Source organism: Variovorax sp. Varisp41 (assembly GCF_047325085.1).
GTDB lineage: Bacteria > Pseudomonadota > Gammaproteobacteria > Burkholderiales > Burkholderiaceae_C > Variovorax.
This window is the reverse complement of the sequence record NZ_CP168541.1, coordinates 72,449-87,876: the sequence shown is the minus strand read 5'-3', so window position 1 is coordinate 87,876 and position 15,428 is coordinate 72,449. Positions and strand designations below refer to the sequence as shown.

The following is a 15,428-nucleotide window of genomic DNA, read 5'->3' as shown; positions in this document are numbered from 1 at the left end:
GGGCCGCGGGCCTCAGACGTGCGCTTCGGCACCCAGCAGCGCGGTGCGAAAGCGGCTGCGCAGGAACGGGCCGTCGCGCGGCGGCAGCGCCGTCGGCGCGGGATCCGTCGTGACCTTGATGGTCGCGAGCACCGGGCCCTGGCCGTTGAGGATCCTGTCGACCGCCTCCTCGAGCTCCGCGGCCGTGCGCACCGTGAGCGCCTGCGGGAAGCCCGTGGCCTTGGCCACCTCGGTGATGTTGACGCCGCGGCCCGCGTGGGCCGGCTGCATGCCGGTCTCGGCGTAGTGCTCGTTGTCGATCACGACGACCGTGAGGTTCTCGGTGCGGTCGACCGCGGCGGTCGCCAGCGAGCCCAGGCCCATCATCATCTCGCCGTCGCCAACGAACACGATGACGCGCTTCTTCGGCTGCGCGCGGGCCAGACCCAGGCCCACCATCACGGCGCCCCCCATCGCGCCCCAGAGGTAGAAGTTCTGCGGACCGTCGCCCGCGGCGGCCACGTCGAAGGTCGGGTTTCCCAGGCTGGTGATGGCCAGCGCCTCGCCCCGGTCGCGAAGGATGCGCGCCACCACTTCGCGGCGATTCAGGACGGCTTGGTTCTTTGCTGTGGATGACATGGCGATGCTCACTTGTTGAAATTCTTCGTGCCGATGACGCGCTGCCCGATCAGCACCGCGACGCTGCGCCCGGTCTGGTAGGCGAACTTCGCGCCGGCGAGCACGGTGGGCGGAACCTCCTCGGGCGAATCGGCGCGGTACACGTAGACGCCCGAGTCCTCGAGCACCGCCTGCGTCGACTTGCCCATCGCGACCTGCCAGGGGTTGAACTCGCCCCATTCGCCGCGCATCGTCACGACCATGAACAGCGGCATGCGCGTCTCGTGCTGCAGCGACAGCATGTTGATGCAGTTGCCGACGCCGCTGGACTGCAGCAGCAGCACGCCGCGGTCGCCACCGAGCCAGGCACCGCCCAGCATCGCGACGCCCTCCTCCTCGGTGGTGAGCGAGACCGCGTGGATCCCGGGGTCCGCCTCGCACATGCGGATCAGCTGGCTGTGGCCCGCGTCGGGGACGTAGGCGACCTGCCGGACGCCGAGGTTCTTGAAGCCTTCGAAGATTTGCTGAGGCCAATCGATGGTGGACATGGGAGTGAGTGGAGGTGGTGAATGATGGAAAGAAGGGATCGATGCTCAGCGCATGACGAAGGGATTGGCCGTCGCCGCGCCGGTGTTGATCCAGACGCTCTTGGTCTGCAGGTATTCGTTGATCGCGTCCATGCCGTTCTCGCGGCCCAGGCCCGAATCCTTGTAGCCGCCGAACGGCGACATGAAGCTCACGGCGCGGTAGGTGTTGATCCACACCATGCCGGCCTGCAACCGCTCGGACATCCGGAACGCACGGCCCATGTCGCGCGTCCACACGCCCGAGCCGAGCCCGAAGCGCACGTCGTTGGCGATGCGCACCGCGTCGTCCTCGTCCTTGAAGCGGATGATCGAGAGCACGGGGCCGAAGACCTCTTCCTGCGCGATGCGCATGCCGTTGTCGACGTCGCCGAAGATCGTCGGCTGCACGAACCAGCCGGTGCCGCAGGCCTCGCCGGTGGCGGGACCGCCGCCGAGCAGCAGCCGGGCACCCTCGTCCTTCGCGATCCGGATGTAGCTCAGCACCTTGTCGTACTGGGGTCGCGTGGTCACCGGGCCGACCTGGGTGTCCATCGACATCGGGTCGCCCATGCGCGCGGTGCGCGCCAGTGCAAGCAGGCGCTCGACCACCTCGTCGTACACCGCGTCCTGCACCAGCAGGCGCGAGCCCGCGATGCAGGTCTGGCCGGTGGCCGCGAAGATGCCCGAGACCGCGCCGTTCACGGCGTCGTCGAGGTTCGCGTCCGCGAAGACGATGTTGGGCGACTTGCCGCCGAGCTCCAGGCTCACGTGCTTGAACTGGCGCGCGGCCGCCTCGTTGATGGCGCGGCCGGTGGCGTCGGCGCCGGTGAAGGTGATCTTCGCGACCCGCGGATGCTCGACGAGCGTGGCGCCCACCTCGCGGCCGAAGCCCGTGACCACGTTGATCACGCCGGCGGGAAAGCCCGCCTCCTCGAACAGCCGGGCGAATTCCAGGCTCGATGCCGAGGTGAACTCCGAGGGCTTGATGACCACCGTGCAGCCCGCGGCGAGCGCGGGGGCGATCTTCCACGTGGCCAGCAGCAGCGGCGAGTTCCAGGGCGTGATGGCGGCCACCACGCCGAGCGGCTCGCGGCGCGTGAAGTTGAAGTAGCCCGGCTTGTCGAGCGGCATCACGCGCCCCTCGACCTTGTCGGCCAGCCCGCCGAAGTAGTAGAACCACTGCGGGATGTAATTGAGCTGCCCCAGCATCTCGGCCAGCAGCTTGCCGTTGTCGCGCACCTCGATCTCGGCCAGCCGGCGCGCATCGCGGGCGATCAGGTCGCCGACGCGGCGCAGCAGCGCACCGCGCTCGGTGGCCGTGAGCCTGGCCCAGGGGCCCTCGGTGAAGGCCCGGTGCGCCGCCTGCACGGCGGCGTCCACGTCGGCCGCGCTGCCCGAGGCGATCTCGGCCCAGGCCTCGCCGGTGTAGGGGTTGTGTGTTTCGAACCAGGTACCGCCGAGAGGGGCGGCTTCCTGTCCGTCGATCCAGTGTGAGTAGCGTTTCATATCGGTGGACGAAGCTTCCTACATCGATGCGCGCGGCGCCATTTGCGATTCGCAAACAGGCACTTCAGGAGTGATCAAGGCGGCGCGACGAACAGGGCATGGGACGGTTGCGCGGGCCTATTCCTTGGCCACGTAGGCTTCCGCCGGCTTGTCGCTCGGATTGGCCCAGGCGTTCTTCGTGGCTTCGCCCAGCGGCAGGTTGATGGTCACGCCCACGGGCGGGATCGGCTTCAGGAACCACTTGTCGTAGAGCCTGGCGAGCTCGCCCGACCTGGCCTGGGCCTTGATGCTCTCGTCCACCGCGGCCTTGAACGCGGGGTCGTCCTTGCGGATCATGATCGCGATGGGCTCGACGGCCAGCACGTCGGGCAGCAGCCTGAAGTCCTTCGGCGACTTCGACTTCGCCGCCAGCGAGGCCAGCACCGAGGCGTCGAGCACGAAGGCATCGGCGCGGTCGGATTCGAGCAGCAGGAAGCTGTCGGAATGGTCCTTACCGTAGACCTCGGAGAAGCTCAGGTTCTCGGCGCGCTTCTGCTTGCGCAGGGTCTGCAGCGGCGTGGTGCCGGTGGTGGTGACGACCGTCTTGCCCTTGAGGTCCGCGAGCGCATGGATGCTCGAATTCGCCTTCACGAGGATCTTGGTCTCCTCGATGTAGGTGGTCACGCCGAAGGCCACGTCCTTCTGCCGCGCGGCGTTGTTGGTGGTCGAGCCGCACTCGAGGTCGACGGTGCCGTTCTGCACCAGCGGAATGCGGTTCTGCGAGGTCACGGGCTGGTACTTGACCTCGAGCTTGCGGCCGAGCGACTTCTCGAGGTCCTTGATGATGTTGGCACAGACGTCGAAGTGAAAGCCCGTGTACTGGCCGTTGCCCAGCGTGTAGGCCAGGCCCGAGGACTCGCGCACGCCCTCGGTGATGGCGCCCGAGGCCTTGACCTTGGCGAGGGTGTCGTTGGCCTGCGCGAGCGCGCTGCCGGCGGTCAGCGCGGCCGATGCCGCCAACGCGGAGACGGCCAGGATCGATGCTTGTTTCTTCTTCATGCGGGAGCTCCAGCGGAGGATGGGAAAAAAGGGAGTTCAGGCAGCGCGCGCCGCCACCAGCTGTTCGGCGGCGGCCAGCCGCACGCACAGCGCGACCACTTCGGCGGCGCGGCCCAGCTGCTCGATCGACGGCGAGGACGGCGCGATGCGCAGCGTGCGGTCCAACGGATCGATGCCGCCCGGGAACGGCGCGCCGGCCGGCGTGAGCGTGACGCCCGCGCGGCCCGCGAGCTCGACCACGCGGCGGGCCGTGCCCGGCTGCACGTCGAGCGCGATGAAGTAGCCGCCGCGCGGGCGAGTCCATTGCGCGATGCCCAGCGGGCCCAGTTCGCGCTCGAACACATCCAGCACGCGGTCGAAGCGCGGCGCCAGCAGGGCGCGGTGGCGCAGCATCAGCATCTCGAGGCCCACGCGATCGCGCAGGAAGCGCACATGGCGCAGCTGGTTGAGCTTGTCGGGACCCACGCTGCGCACCGCCGCATGGCCGAGCCACCAGCGCAGGTTCTCGGGCGAGGCGCCGAACAGCGCGACGCCGGCACCGGCGAAGGTGATCTTCGAGGTGGAGGCGAACACCAGCGGCCGGTTCGCATGGCCGTGCGCCGCGCAGCGCTCGGCGATGTTCGCGATCTGCACCTCCTCCACGCCGAGGTGGTGCAGGCCGTAGGCGTTGTCCCAGAACAGGCGGAAGTCCGGCGCGGCCGTGGGCATGGACGCGAGCGCCTCGACGACCGCATCCGAATACACGGCGCCGGTCGGGTTGCTGTACTTGGGCACGCACCACATGCCGCGCACCGACGGGTCCCGCACATGGGCGCGCACCGCCTCCATGTCGGGCCCGTCGTCGTGCAGCGGCACCGGGATCAGGCGGATGCCGAAGGCCTCGCAGATCGCGAAGTGGCGGTCGTAGCCGGGCACCGGGCAGAGGAAGGCGACGCCCGAGGGCACGGCATGCCATGGCTCGCTGCCGCCGGGCACGCCGGCGCGCCAGGCGTGCGAGACGCAGTCGTACATCATCGACAGGCTCGAGTTGCCGCCGGCGACCACCTGCTCGGGCGGCACGCCGAGCATGAAGGCGAACAGCCGGCGCGCTTCGGGCAGGCCCTGCAGGCCCATGTAGTTGCGGCAGTCGGTGCCGTCCTCGGCGAGGAAGTCCTGCGTGCCGGGCAGCGCCAGCAAACCTTCGGACAGCGCGACCTGTTCGGCCGACGGCACGCCGCGCGCCATGCTGAGCTTCAGCGGATTCGCGCAGAGCGCTTCATGGGCCTGCGCCCACTGTCGATGCAAGGTGTCGAGTGCCGCCGGTGAAGCGTGGATCAGTTCGTTCATGGGTCCGTGGTGTTGCGCACGGCGTTGCATGCCGGCGCGCGGAGCTTCCTGGATCCGTGCGCCGCGCGCTATTTGAGATTCGCAAACGGGCACTTCGCGAGCCCTCAAGGCAGGAGCGGTGCGGGGTCGATGTCGAACAGGGCCTGCTCATCCGGCCGGTGTTTGGCCACGCGAAATGGCGGCTTGTGGAAGCGCAAATTGCGCGGCCCGCGCGCGGTGGGCATTCTTCAGGGCGAACTCACTGGCGAAACCATGACACTGCCCCAACGCTCCTTCCTCTTCGTGCCCGCGAACCGTCCCGACCGCTTCGACAAGGCGCTGGCCTGCGGCGCCGATGCCGTCGTCATCGACCTCGAGGACGCGGTGCCTCCCGAGAACAAGACCGAGGCGCGCCATGCCGTGGCCGCCTGGCTGGCGGCCAACCATCGCGTGATCGTCCGCATCAACGCGGCCGACACGCCCTGGTTCAAGGACGACCTGGCGCTGGCCCGGCTGCCCGGTGTCGCGGGCATCATGCTGCCCAAGACGGAACGCATCGACGAGGTCTTCAGCGTGTCGTGCATCGGCGCGGGCACGGCGGTGTTTCCGATGATCGAGACCGCGGCCGGGCTCCACAACGTCCACACCATCGCGCGGGCGCAGGGCGTGCAGCGGCTGGTGTTCGGATCGATCGACTTCCAGCTCGACCTGGGCATCTCGGGCGACGAGCTCGAACTGCTGCCCTACCGCGCGCAGCTGGTGATGGCCTCGCGCCTGGCCCGGCTGGGCGCGCCGATCGACGGCGTCAGCACTTCCATCGACGACCAGGCCGCGCTCGCGGCCGACACGCTGCGTTCGCGGCGGCTCGGCTTCGGCGCCAAGCTGTGCATCCATCCGAAGCAGGTGGGCGTGGTGAACTCGGCCTTCTGTGCCACCGCCGAGGAACTCGCCTGGGCGCGCCGCGTGCTCGAGGCGGCCGCGCGTTCGGCGGGCGCTGCCATCGCGGTGGACGGCAGGATGGTGGACCGCCCCGTCATGATGCGTGCCCAGGCGATCGTGCAGGAAGCAGGTGAACGTGCGTTGCGACTGGCCGGCGCGGCAGCGGCGCAGTCATGAACAAGACCGACCCGGTGCTTGCGCGCTGCTCAAGCCCGGGGGTCTGAAAATCAATCGGCCTCGCCGCCCGAGGACCGTGTGGCCGACAGCGCGTCGGCCTTCAGCAGCTCGACCAGGTCGCGCGCGAAGCCCGGCAGCGCCTCGAGGCTGCGAAAGCAGATCTGCAGGTTGCGCAGGGCCCAGTCGTCCTCGAGCTGGACGACCTGGACGGCCATGTACTGCCGGTAACGCTCGGCCGAGGTGCCCGGCATGATGCTGATGCCGACGTTCGATTCGGTCATCTTGCAGCAGGCCTCGAAGTTGCCGACCTGGATGCGCGGCTTGAGCACGCGGTTCATGTCGCGGGCGATCTGGTTCAGGAACGAATGGATCGCCGTGCCCTCGTTGAGCACGACGTGCTCGTATTCGAGGGTCTCGGCGAAGGGCACCGCCGGGCGGGCCGCCAGCGCATGGCCATCGGGCACCACCAGCACCAGGCTGTCCTCGCGATAGGGCACGACCTCGAGCCCCTCGGTGCGCACGCGCCCCGAGACGATGCCGATGTCGGTGTGGCCGTCGGACACCGCGCGCACGATGTCGCCGCTGCCACGCTCGCGCAGGTCGACGTTCACGTCGGGATGGGTGATGAGGTAGCGGCTCATCACGGCCGGCAGGAAGTCGGTGATGGCCGTCGTGCTCGCGAACACGCGCAGATGGCCCTTGATGCCGCTCGCGTACTCCTGCAGGTCGTTGCGCAGGTGCTCGAGCTGGCCGACCACCAGGCGCGCGTGATAGGCCAGCGCCTGGCCCGGCGGCGAGAGGGTCACGCCCTGGCTGCTGCGGTACAGCAGCTTGGTGCCGACGCTCTCCTCGAGGTTCTTGACGCGGATGCTCGCCGCCGAGACCGACATGAACGTGGCCTCGGCGCCTCGCGTGAGGCTGTTGGCCTCGGCGATGGCCAGGAACAGCCGCAGGTCTACCAGATCGAAATGGATCATCTTGCTTTCCGACTTTTCCGCTCGCCCGCCGCCCCGGCCCGCGAGCTCATCGGGAAGCGACCGGCTCCAGCAGGATGCCGACGCGCGCCACCGACATCAGCGACCAGGCCCAGCCGATGACGCTCTGCATCTCGGCGGCCGTGGCGCCGTCGCGGTAGAGGGCCAGGCGCGTCGCCTTCTCTTCCAGTTCATGGCGCTTGAGGGTGTTGCCGGGATCGCCCTTGGGTTCGTCGACGCGGCCCTCGAGGCGGCGGCCGTCGATGGTATCAACATGCACCTTGCCGATCCATCGCGCCGGATAGGCCCGGTCCACCTCGGCATCGAGGACCATGCTCACCTTGTCGTGGAAGGCCGAGACCGCGGCATCCTTGAAGTGCCCGTCGAATTCCGACAGGCCCGCGCGGCCGTGTACGGCCACCAGGCCGAGCACGGTGCCCATCGAGAACTTCGACTGGTGCACGGTCTGCGGATCGGTGACCGGGCCGAGGACATCGATGGCCGCCTGGTGCACCTGCGCCGTCACCGCCTTCACGTCGCCGGCCGCGAGCTGGTGGCGCTGCAGAATCTGCTGCAGCGCATCGGCCGCGGGATGCGTGTGGCGGCACGAAGCGTGGAACTTGAACGAGGTCTCGGCCAGCGCCCAGCGCGTGCCGAGCCCGTCCGTGAGCCGCGCCGGATCGGCATCGCTCGACATGCCCGCGGCCATGCCCTGCGCGCCGGTCAGGATGCGCCGCGCGCCGGTGAAGTCGTCCTTGGCCAGGTAGGCCGCCGTGAGGCCGGCGCCGGCCGCATGCGCCGTGTGCAGCTGCTTGGAATCGGCGGCGTCGCGCAGGAACTCCCACAGGCCCGAGGCCTGGGTGCCCGCGGAACCGATGGCATGCGACATCTGGTCGGGCGTGAGCGCCAGCAGGTGGCCGGCCGCCACCGGGGGGGCCACGGCACCCGCGGTGCCGGTGGTGTGGAAGATCTTGTAGTGCGAGCGGCCCAGGAACTCGCCGACGCGGATGCCGACCTCGTAGCCGGCGACCGCCGCGGTCAGCAGCTGCGCGCCGCTGAGGCCATGCGCCTGGGAGATCGCGAGCGCCACCGGGAACACCACGGCGGCCGGATGGAACACGGAGCCGTTGTGCACGTCGTCCTGCTCGGCGAAGTGCGAGGCCGCGGCATTCGCCATCGCGGCCATCAGGGGGCTGGAGCGCGTGCGGTGGATCAGGATCTCGCTGCGGCCGTCGCCCGCGCCCATGGCCGAGGCGAAGCGGGTGATGCTCTCGACCGGGCGCGCGCCCTTGCCGGCCAGTGCCGAGCCGACCCAGTCGAGGAGCAGGTCCTCGGCGCGGCGCAGCACCGCCGGCGGAATGTCTTCGGCCTTCAGGTCGGCGGCAAAGCTCGCCAGGATGGACTCGGGGGTGCTCGAGGTGGTCATGTCGAATGTTCTTTCAGAGGATCTGGCTGTCGCGCAGGCGCGCGATGTCTTCGGGGCCATAGCCCAGCGCTTGCAGGATGGCGTCGGTGTGCTCGCCCAGCGCGGGAACCGGGTCCATGCGCGGCGCGAAGCGGTCGTTGTCGGCCGGCGGCTTCAGCGCCGGGATCGGCCCGACGGGCGAACCCACCTCGAGCCAGCGCTCGCGGGCGCGCAGCTGGGGATGGGCCCAGACGTCCGCGATGCCGTTGACGCTGGCGTTGCCGATGTTGGCGGCGTCGAGGCGCGCGATGCACTGGGCCGCCGTCAGCGGCTGCAGCAGCGACTCGATGCGCTGCTTGAGTTCCACCCGGTGGGCGCTGCGCTTGGCGTTGGCGTCGAAGCGTTCGTCGGTGGCCAGCTCCGGGTGCGCGAGCACCTGTTCGCAGAAGGCCTTCCACTCGCGCTCGTTCTGCAGGCCGAACAGCACGGTCTTGCCGTCGCCCGCCGTGAAGGGGCCGTAGGGATAGATGCTCGGATGGCTGGCGCCCGCGCGCGCGGCCTGCGCCTGGCCCTCGAATCCGTAGTAGAGCGGGTTGCCCATCCATTCGGCGAGGCACTCGAGCATCGACACGTCGATGTGGCTGCCCTCGCCGGTGATGCCGCGCTGGATCAGCGCGGCCAGCACCGCGCTGTAGGCATACATGCCGGCGGCGATGTCGGCCACCGAGATGCCGGCGCGCGCCATCTCCTCGGGCGACCCGGTCACCGACAGCAGGCCCGCCTCGGCCTGGATCAGCAGGTCGTAGGCCTTCTTGTCGCGGAACGGTCCCGCGCTGCCGTAGCCCGAGATGTCGCAGACGATCAGGCGCTTGTGCGTCGGGCGCAGCGCTTCCTCTGACAGGCCGAGCCGCGCCGCGGCGCCGGGCGCGAGGTTCTGCACCAGCACGTCGGCCTGGCCCAGCAGCCTGGCGAGCACCTGCCGCGCCTCGGGATGCTTGACGTCGAGGGTGATGCTTTCCTTGGACCGGTTGATCCAGACGAAATAGGAGGCCTCGCCCCGCACCCGCCGGTCGTAGGCGCGCGCGAAGTCGCCGGCGCCCGGGCGCTCGATCTTGATGACCCGCGCGCCCATGTCCGCGAGCTGGCGCGTGGCGAAGGGCGCCGCGACCGCGTGCTCGAGCGTGACGACGGTGATGCCTTCGAGCGGGCGCCTGCCGGAAGTTCGTGCCATGGCGCTCAGAAGGAACGCGGCAGGCCGAGCAGGTGCTCCGCCACGTACGCGTAGATCAGGTTGGTGGAGATCGGCGCGACCTGGTAGAGGCGTGTCTCGCGGAACTTGCGCTCGATGTCGTATTCGTTCGCGAAGCCGAAGCCGCCATGGAACTGCAGGCAGGTGTTGGCCGCTTCCCAGCTCGCCTTGGCCGCCAGGTACTTCGCCATGTTGGCCTGCGCGCCGCAGGGCTGGTGCGCATCGAACAGCTCGCAGGCCTTGAAGCGCATGAGGTTGGCGGCCTCGACCTCGATGTAGGCGTCGGCGATCGGGAACTGCACGCCCTGGTTCTGGCCGATCGGGCGGCCGAACACCACGCGCTCGTTGACGTACTTGGTGACGCGGTCGATGAACCAGTAGCCGTCGCCGATGCACTCGGCCGCGATCAGCGTGCGCTCGGCATTCAGGCCGTCGAGGATGTACTTGAAGCCCTGGCCTTCCTCGCCGATCAGGTTTTCGGCCGGGATCTCGAGGTTCTCGAAGAACAGCTCGTTGGTCTCGTGGTTCACCATGTTCGGGATCGGCCGCACCGTCATCCCGCTCTTCTCGGCCGCGCGCAGGTCGACCAGGAAGATCGACATGCCCTCGGACTTCTTCTTGACCTCGGCCAGCGGCGTGGTGCGCGCCAGCAGGATCATCCAGTCGGAGTGCTGCACGCGCGAGATCCAGACCTTCTGGCCGTTGACGACGTAGCGGTCGCCCTTCTTCACGGCCGTGGTCTTGATCTTGGTGGTGTCGGTGCCGGTCGTGGGCTCGGTCACGCCCATCGACTGCAGGCGCCATTCGCCCGAGGCGATCTTGGGCAGGTAGAGCTGCTTCTGCTGCTCGGAGCCGTGGCGCAGCAGCGTGCCCATGTTGTACATCTGGCCGTGGCAGGCGCCGGAGTTGCCGCCCGAACGGTTGATCTCCTCCATGATCACCGAGGCCTCGGTCAGGCCCAGGCCCGAGCCGCCGTACTCGGCGGGGATCAGCGCCGCGAGCCAGCCCGCCTTGGTCAGCGCATCGACGAAGGCCTCGGGATAGGCGCGCTGCTCGTCGATCTTGCGGTGGTATTCGTCGGGAAACTCGGCGCAGAGTGCGCGCACGGCATCGCGGATGTCTTGGTACTTGTCGACGGCGTTCTTCGTCATTGGATCGCTGCTTGCTTGCTGGTTAGAAAAAACTGGCGCGGGCTTCCATCGCCATCGCGCCGTCATGGTTGCGTGCCCACAGTTTCTGGGAACCGTCGGCCTCGGCCTTGCCGCACAGCTCGAAGGCGGCGGTGTCGAACAGGGGATGCACGGCGCGGAAGGCGAAGCCGCGCACGCGGCGCCGCGGCAGCTGGCGGCTCGCGAGCCCCAGCAGCAGCGTGGCCACCATCGGGCCATGGACCACCAGGCCCGGATAGCCCTCCACCTCGGTGGCGTAGGGCCGGTCGTAGTGGATGCGGTGGCTGTTGAAGGTCAGCGCGGAATAGCGGAACAGCAGCACCGGATCGGGCACGACGGTCTCGCGGTAGTCCTCGTCCGTGGCCGCCTGCTTTCCCGCCGGGGCGGGCGCGCCCACGGCCGGCATGCCGCGGTAGACGATGTCCTGCTCCTCGGTGATGGCGATGCCCCTGGCATTCGAGATCTCGTGGCGGACCTTGACGAAGACCAGCGGCCCGCTCTTGCCGTCCTTGGCATCCACGTCGAGGATGCGCGACTGGCGCGTGATCTCGTCGCCCACCTGCAGCGGATGGTGGAACTGCAGCTCGCCGCCGGCCCACATGCGGCGCGGCAGCGCGATCGGCGGCAGGAAGCCGCCGCGCAGCGGGTGGCCGTCGGCGCCGATCTGGTCCTGGCGCGCCAGCGGGATGAAATGCAGCCAGTGCCACAGCGGGGGCACGTCGCTGCCCAGGTTGAAAGCGAGGTCGTCCCGGTTGAACGTGGCGGCCAGCGCCGACAGGGGCGCGGCGCCCACGTCGTCGCCCCTGCGCTCGGTGCGGCCGATCCAGGCCCGGAGGTCGACGGAGGTCTCGGTAGTCATGCCTGCAGCATGCCGGATCCGGGAAAACGCGCAATTTGGCATTTGCAAAGTGCGCCTTGTTGAGCATTCAACGCGCCGGCACGGTCCGTTCGCGGCGCTCGCTCAGTGCCGGATGTCCTCGCGCCCCACCACCGCCATCAGCGTGGCCGTCATGGTCGCGATCAGCGACTCCTTCCCCTCGCGCAACGCATAGGCCCGGCCGTCGCTCACGCTGATCGTGCGGCCCGCCTTGGTCACGCCGGCGCGGAACACGAAGCGCTCGCCGGCCGCCGGGGCCAGCAGGTTGATCTTGAACTCGATCGTGAGCACGGCCGCCTCGGGCGGCATCAGCGAGAAGGCCGCATAGCCGCAGGCGCTGTCGAGCCCGGTGGCGACGATGCCCGCATGCAGGAAGCCGTGCTGCTGGGTCAGCCGCTCGGAGGCCGGCATCGCGAGCTCGACCTCGCCGGGCCGCACCGCGACCAGTTCGATGCCGAGCTCGCGCATCGCGTTCTGCCGCTCGAAGCTGGCCCTCACCCGTTGCGCATCGGCGGGGTCGATCGTCTCTCGCACCATGGAATCGCTCCGTTCATCACGTGGAAACCAGGATGTGTACCCGTTGTCGCAGCGCCGGGCAATGGCTGCGCATGCGCGCGAAAGCCGACCACCTCGCCCACCGCTCACGCGGCGCTCATGCGGCGCTCTGGCGCCGTGCCACCGGCGCCTCGTCGTCGACCGCATCGCCGATCGCCGCGCGCGTGAGCACCGCCTGCTGCAGCAGCCATGTGCCGAAGGCCTGGAGCTCGGGCCGGCCTTCGTTGCGCGGGCCGCTCACGAGCCAGTAGGCCATCGGCGAATCCATGCGCTGGCGCGGCAGCACCTCGACCAGGTCGCCGTTGGCCAGGCTCTCGGCGATCAGCGGGCTGCGCGCGAGCACCACGCCCTGGCCGGTCAGCGCGGCCTGCGCCATCTGGTAGTCGTAGTTGAAGTAGAGCCAGCGGCGCGGCTGGATGCGGGCCAGGCCGTTGGTCTCGAACCAGCGGCGCCAGACCAGCCACTCGACGTAGCTCGGGTGCGCGTCGCCGACCTCGATCAGCGTGAAGCGCGCGAGGTCCTCGGGCTTCTCGATCGGCGGGCTGCTCTTGATGAGCCAGGGGCTGGCCACCGGCATCAGGTGCTCGCCGAACAGCCGCACCGCGCCCCCGGGCATGTGCTCGGCGCGGCCGTAGCGCAGCGCGAGGTCGATGTCGCTGACCTCGAGGTCGATCACCGCGTCGGAGGCATCGATGCGGATGTCGATGTCGGGATGGTCGCGCTGGAAGGCCTCCAGCCGCGGGATCAGCCACATCGAGGCGAACGAGGCGAAGGTGGTCAGCGCCACGCTGCGGCGCGAGGCGCTCTGGCGGATCTGCCGGATGGTGCTGTCGATGCGCGGCAGCGCCTGCTGCACCGCGAGCAGCAGCTGGGCGCCGGCGCTCGTGAGCTCGACCGCGCGCGTGTGGCGCAGGAACAGGCGCACGCCGACCTCCTCCTCGAGCGCCTGGATCTGGCGGCTCACGGCCGGCTGCGTGAGCGCCATCTCCTCGGCCGCGGCGCGGAAGTTCAGGTGCCGCGCGACGACCTCGAAGGCGCGCAGGTGGCCGGCACCGATGGGACGCGTGCGCAAGGGGGATGGGGAGTGCTGCATGAAGGGAGTCGGCCGGCAGGCCACCGGGTCCGGCCGCGATTGTGGCGCCGCCGCGCGGCCGGCGGCAAACCGCGGCTCAGACGATGCGCCCGAACCACAGCACCGACAGCGCCGCGCCCGTGATCGCGAGCAGCGCCGACAGCAGCGCCAGCAGGCCCGAGAGCTCGTTCTCGCGCGGCTGCACCTGCACGCGCGAGCCGAGCTTCTCGTAGACGCCGTGCAGCGCCTCGGCGGTGCCGGCATGGTGGTACTCGCCGCCGGTCATGCGCGCCACCTCGCGCAGGGTGGGTTCGTCGAGCTTCATGTAGATCGCCATGCCGTCGGGCGCGGCGATGTCGCCGTCGAGCGTGCCCATGCCGATCACGTAGACGCGCACGCCGCGGTCGGCCGCCATCTTCGCGGCCTCGAGCGTGTCGATGCCGGTGGTGCGGCGGCCGTCGCTCAGCAGGATGATCGCGGCGGCGTCGTAGGAGCCGGGCGCCACCGGCGTGATCTGGCGCGGCGGCGGCTTCGCCTTGTCGTCGAGGCTGCGACCGCGCGGCGCGTTGCCGCCGAAGGTCATCTCGCCGAGGCTGATGTTGTCCTGCGGGAACAGTTCGGCCAGGCACAGCACGATCGCATCGCCGACCGCGGTGCCCATCTGCATCTGGAAGGCATCGATGCTGGCCGCGAGCGCATCGCGGTCGAGCGTGGCGCGCTGCGCGACCTGGCTGCTGCCGGCGAAGGTGACGAGGCCGACCTCGATGCGCCGCGGCAGCTCGCGCAGGAAGGACTTGGCCGCGGCCTGCGCAGCCTCGAGCCGGGTCGGCTTGACGTCGTTCACGCGCATGCTCAGCGAGACGTCCATCGCCAGCATGATCGAGGTGCGCGCCCAGGGCAGCGGCACGCGCGCCACCGGCCGCGCCGCGGCGAACAGCAGGCCGGCGCAGGCCAGCAGGAACAGCGCGGGCGGCAGGTGCCGGCGCCAGCCGCGCCGCAGCGTCGCGGCGCCCTCGGTCTGCAGCCGGCCATAGCGTTGAGCGAGCCGGCCGCGGCGCCGCAGCAGCCATGCATAGGCCAGCGGCAGCGGCGCGAGCGCCAGCAGGAACCAGAGGTAACCGGGCCACAGGAAGGACATCGGCGCTGCCTTGGAGGTGGAGGATGCGGATCGGCCGTACGCCGGCGCATCCGCAAGCATCGTGCCCATGAAGCCGCGCCCGCGCAATCGGCCGGCCGGCCAGTCCCTGCATTGATGCGGGGCTCTTATCAGTGGGGCGGCTGCATTTCATTGGACCGCGCCATGGGCGCCGGGGATCATCCTGCCCCGAAGCGCGCCGCGCCGCGGCGCCTCGCCAGGAGACCCCGATGAGCGCACGCACGCTGCTGACCTCGATGTTCCGCTACAAGGCCTGGGCCGACGAGGGCCTGTTCGCGGGCCTGCTGGCCGCACGGGGCCGGCTGCCCGACGACGACCTCGAGGCGGCCTGGGCCACCCTCGACCACGCCCATGCGGTCGACGGCATCTTCAGGGCCCACCTCGAGGGCCGGCCCCATGGCTACGGCGGCACCCACTCGCCCGAGCGGCTCGCGCCCGGACTCCTGCTGCAGGCGGTGCGCGACAACGACCGCTGGTTCCTGGCGCATGTGCAGGCGATCGGCGACGACGAGCTGGCAGCCAGCCTCGATTTCGATTTCACCGACGGCTCGGCCGGCCGCATGTCGCGCGAGGAGATGCTGGGCCACGTGATCGCGCATGGCGGCTACCACCGCGGCGAGGTCGGGCGAATCCTCACGCGCCACACGGGCTCGTCGCCGCGCGACACCTTCACGGCCTACCTGCACGAGGCCGAGCCGGCGCGCCGGTTGCGCGCGTAGCGCCCTCCCCCCGCTTTCTCTTTGCGACACCCGCGCCTGCGGGTTGGCACGGATTTGGCTTCCTGCATGGATTGTGCACAATTTCTTTTGAAGAGCGCACAATTGTTGGGCTGACTGGCGGCTG

The 15,428-nt window shown here is 69.8% G+C and carries 15 protein-coding genes; 2 read left to right on the top strand and 13 right to left on the bottom strand.

Annotated features, from left to right (window positions below):
- Positions 1–12 precede the first annotated feature (12 nt).
- The 5 genes from ACEN9J_RS31585 to ACEN9J_RS31565 all read right to left on the bottom strand — a co-directional run bounded on the left by ACEN9J_RS31585 (position 13) and on the right by ACEN9J_RS31565 (position 5,033).
- Entirely contained in the window at positions 13–618 is a 606-nt protein-coding gene (locus ACEN9J_RS31585) for a thiamine pyrophosphate-dependent enzyme (RefSeq protein ID WP_203207635.1), read from the bottom strand.
- A gap of 8 nt (positions 619–626) precedes the next feature.
- Positions 627–1,145, bottom strand: coding sequence for a thiamine pyrophosphate-binding protein (locus tag ACEN9J_RS31580; protein WP_296742232.1), 519 nt, complete (start codon positions 1,143–1,145; stop codon positions 627–629).
- A 45-nt stretch (positions 1,146–1,190) separates the two neighbouring features.
- Positions 1,191–2,669, bottom strand: coding sequence for an aldehyde dehydrogenase (locus ACEN9J_RS31575; RefSeq protein WP_057590122.1), 1,479 nt, complete (start codon positions 2,667–2,669; stop codon positions 1,191–1,193).
- A gap of 117 nt (positions 2,670–2,786) precedes the next feature.
- Positions 2,787–3,707 (bottom strand): amino acid ABC transporter substrate-binding protein, encoded by a 921-nt coding sequence (locus tag ACEN9J_RS31570; protein WP_296736177.1) that lies wholly within the window; start codon positions 3,705–3,707, stop codon positions 2,787–2,789.
- A 36-nt stretch (positions 3,708–3,743) separates the two neighbouring features.
- The gene (locus ACEN9J_RS31565; protein WP_413765251.1) at positions 3,744–5,033 is read right to left on the bottom strand and encodes an aminotransferase class I/II-fold pyridoxal phosphate-dependent enzyme; all 1,290 of its coding nucleotides are present in this window, start codon (positions 5,031–5,033) and stop codon (positions 3,744–3,746) included.
- Positions 5,034–5,285: 252 nt separating this feature from the next.
- On the opposite strand from ACEN9J_RS31565, the gene ACEN9J_RS31560 reads away from it, so the two are divergent.
- Complete coding sequence (locus ACEN9J_RS31560; protein ID WP_413765250.1) at positions 5,286–6,128, top strand: HpcH/HpaI aldolase/citrate lyase family protein; 843 nt, start codon at positions 5,286–5,288, stop codon at positions 6,126–6,128.
- A gap of 50 nt (positions 6,129–6,178) precedes the next feature.
- On the opposite strand, the gene ACEN9J_RS31555 is transcribed toward ACEN9J_RS31560, so the two are convergent.
- The 8 genes from ACEN9J_RS31555 to ACEN9J_RS31520 form a co-directional block, all read right to left on the bottom strand.
- Positions 6,179–7,105, bottom strand: a complete 927-nt coding sequence (locus tag ACEN9J_RS31555) for a LysR substrate-binding domain-containing protein (protein ID WP_413765249.1) — start codon at positions 7,103–7,105, stop codon at positions 6,179–6,181.
- A gap of 46 nt (positions 7,106–7,151) precedes the next feature.
- Positions 7,152–8,528 (bottom strand): MmgE/PrpD family protein, encoded by a 1,377-nt coding sequence (locus ACEN9J_RS31550; RefSeq protein ID WP_413765248.1) that lies wholly within the window; start codon positions 8,526–8,528, stop codon positions 7,152–7,154.
- A gap of 13 nt (positions 8,529–8,541) precedes the next feature.
- Positions 8,542–9,738 (bottom strand): CaiB/BaiF CoA transferase family protein, encoded by a 1,197-nt coding sequence (locus ACEN9J_RS31545; protein ID WP_413765247.1) that lies wholly within the window; start codon positions 9,736–9,738, stop codon positions 8,542–8,544.
- 5 nt (positions 9,739–9,743) lie between these two features.
- Positions 9,744–10,907: an acyl-CoA dehydrogenase family protein gene (locus ACEN9J_RS31540; RefSeq protein WP_057590129.1), complete on the bottom strand. Its 1,164-nt coding sequence runs from the start codon at positions 10,905–10,907 to the stop codon at positions 9,744–9,746.
- A 22-nt stretch (positions 10,908–10,929) separates the two neighbouring features.
- Positions 10,930–11,784: a MaoC family dehydratase N-terminal domain-containing protein gene (locus ACEN9J_RS31535; protein WP_413765246.1), complete on the bottom strand. Its 855-nt coding sequence runs from the start codon at positions 11,782–11,784 to the stop codon at positions 10,930–10,932.
- A 102-nt stretch (positions 11,785–11,886) separates the two neighbouring features.
- Positions 11,887–12,339, bottom strand: a complete 453-nt coding sequence (locus tag ACEN9J_RS31530; RefSeq protein WP_413765245.1) for a PaaI family thioesterase — start codon at positions 12,337–12,339, stop codon at positions 11,887–11,889.
- A 115-nt stretch (positions 12,340–12,454) separates the two neighbouring features.
- Entirely contained in the window at positions 12,455–13,450 is a 996-nt protein-coding gene (locus ACEN9J_RS31525; RefSeq protein ID WP_413765244.1) for a LysR substrate-binding domain-containing protein, read from the bottom strand.
- Positions 13,451–13,526: 76 nt separating this feature from the next.
- On the bottom strand, positions 13,527–14,567 hold the full coding sequence (locus ACEN9J_RS31520; protein WP_261216763.1) for a VWA domain-containing protein: 1,041 nt from the start codon (positions 14,565–14,567) through the stop codon (positions 13,527–13,529).
- A 227-nt stretch (positions 14,568–14,794) separates the two neighbouring features.
- Here ACEN9J_RS31520 and ACEN9J_RS31515 point away from each other — a divergent pair, with 227 nt between their 5' ends.
- Positions 14,795–15,304 carry a DinB family protein gene (locus ACEN9J_RS31515; RefSeq protein ID WP_413765243.1) on the top strand — a complete coding sequence of 170 codons (510 nt, stop codon included), beginning with the start codon at positions 14,795–14,797 and terminating at the stop codon, positions 15,302–15,304.
- The last annotated feature ends 124 nt before the right edge of the window (positions 15,305–15,428 follow it).

Coding starts and splice junctions, on each gene's coding strand:
- ACEN9J_RS31550 (WP_413765248.1), bottom strand. CDS start 8,528: ATGACCACCTCGAGCACCCCCGAGTCCATCCTGGCGAGCTTTGCCGCC.
- ACEN9J_RS31530 (WP_413765245.1), bottom strand. CDS start 12,339: ATGGTGCGAGAGACGATCGACCCCGCCGATGCGCAACGGGTGAGGGCC.
- ACEN9J_RS31540 (WP_057590129.1), bottom strand. CDS start 10,907: ATGACGAAGAACGCCGTCGACAAGTACCAAGACATCCGCGATGCCGTG.
- ACEN9J_RS31585 (WP_203207635.1), bottom strand. CDS start 618: ATGTCATCCACAGCAAAGAACCAAGCCGTCCTGAATCGCCGCGAAGTG.
- ACEN9J_RS31525 (WP_413765244.1), bottom strand. CDS start 13,450: ATGCAGCACTCCCCATCCCCCTTGCGCACGCGTCCCATCGGTGCCGGC.
- ACEN9J_RS31535 (WP_413765246.1), bottom strand. CDS start 11,784: ATGACTACCGAGACCTCCGTCGACCTCCGGGCCTGGATCGGCCGCACC.
- ACEN9J_RS31580 (WP_296742232.1), bottom strand. CDS start 1,145: ATGTCCACCATCGATTGGCCTCAGCAAATCTTCGAAGGCTTCAAGAAC.
- ACEN9J_RS31565 (WP_413765251.1), bottom strand. CDS start 5,033: ATGAACGAACTGATCCACGCTTCACCGGCGGCACTCGACACCTTGCAT.
- ACEN9J_RS31515 (WP_413765243.1), top strand. CDS start 14,795: ATGAGCGCACGCACGCTGCTGACCTCGATGTTCCGCTACAAGGCCTGG.
- ACEN9J_RS31575 (WP_057590122.1), bottom strand. CDS start 2,669: ATGAAACGCTACTCACACTGGATCGACGGACAGGAAGCCGCCCCTCTC.
- ACEN9J_RS31520 (WP_261216763.1), bottom strand. CDS start 14,567: ATGTCCTTCCTGTGGCCCGGTTACCTCTGGTTCCTGCTGGCGCTCGCG.
- ACEN9J_RS31545 (WP_413765247.1), bottom strand. CDS start 9,738: ATGGCACGAACTTCCGGCAGGCGCCCGCTCGAAGGCATCACCGTCGTC.
- ACEN9J_RS31570 (WP_296736177.1), bottom strand. CDS start 3,707: ATGAAGAAGAAACAAGCATCGATCCTGGCCGTCTCCGCGTTGGCGGCA.
- ACEN9J_RS31560 (WP_413765250.1), top strand. CDS start 5,286: ATGACACTGCCCCAACGCTCCTTCCTCTTCGTGCCCGCGAACCGTCCC.
- ACEN9J_RS31555 (WP_413765249.1), bottom strand. CDS start 7,105: ATGATCCATTTCGATCTGGTAGACCTGCGGCTGTTCCTGGCCATCGCC.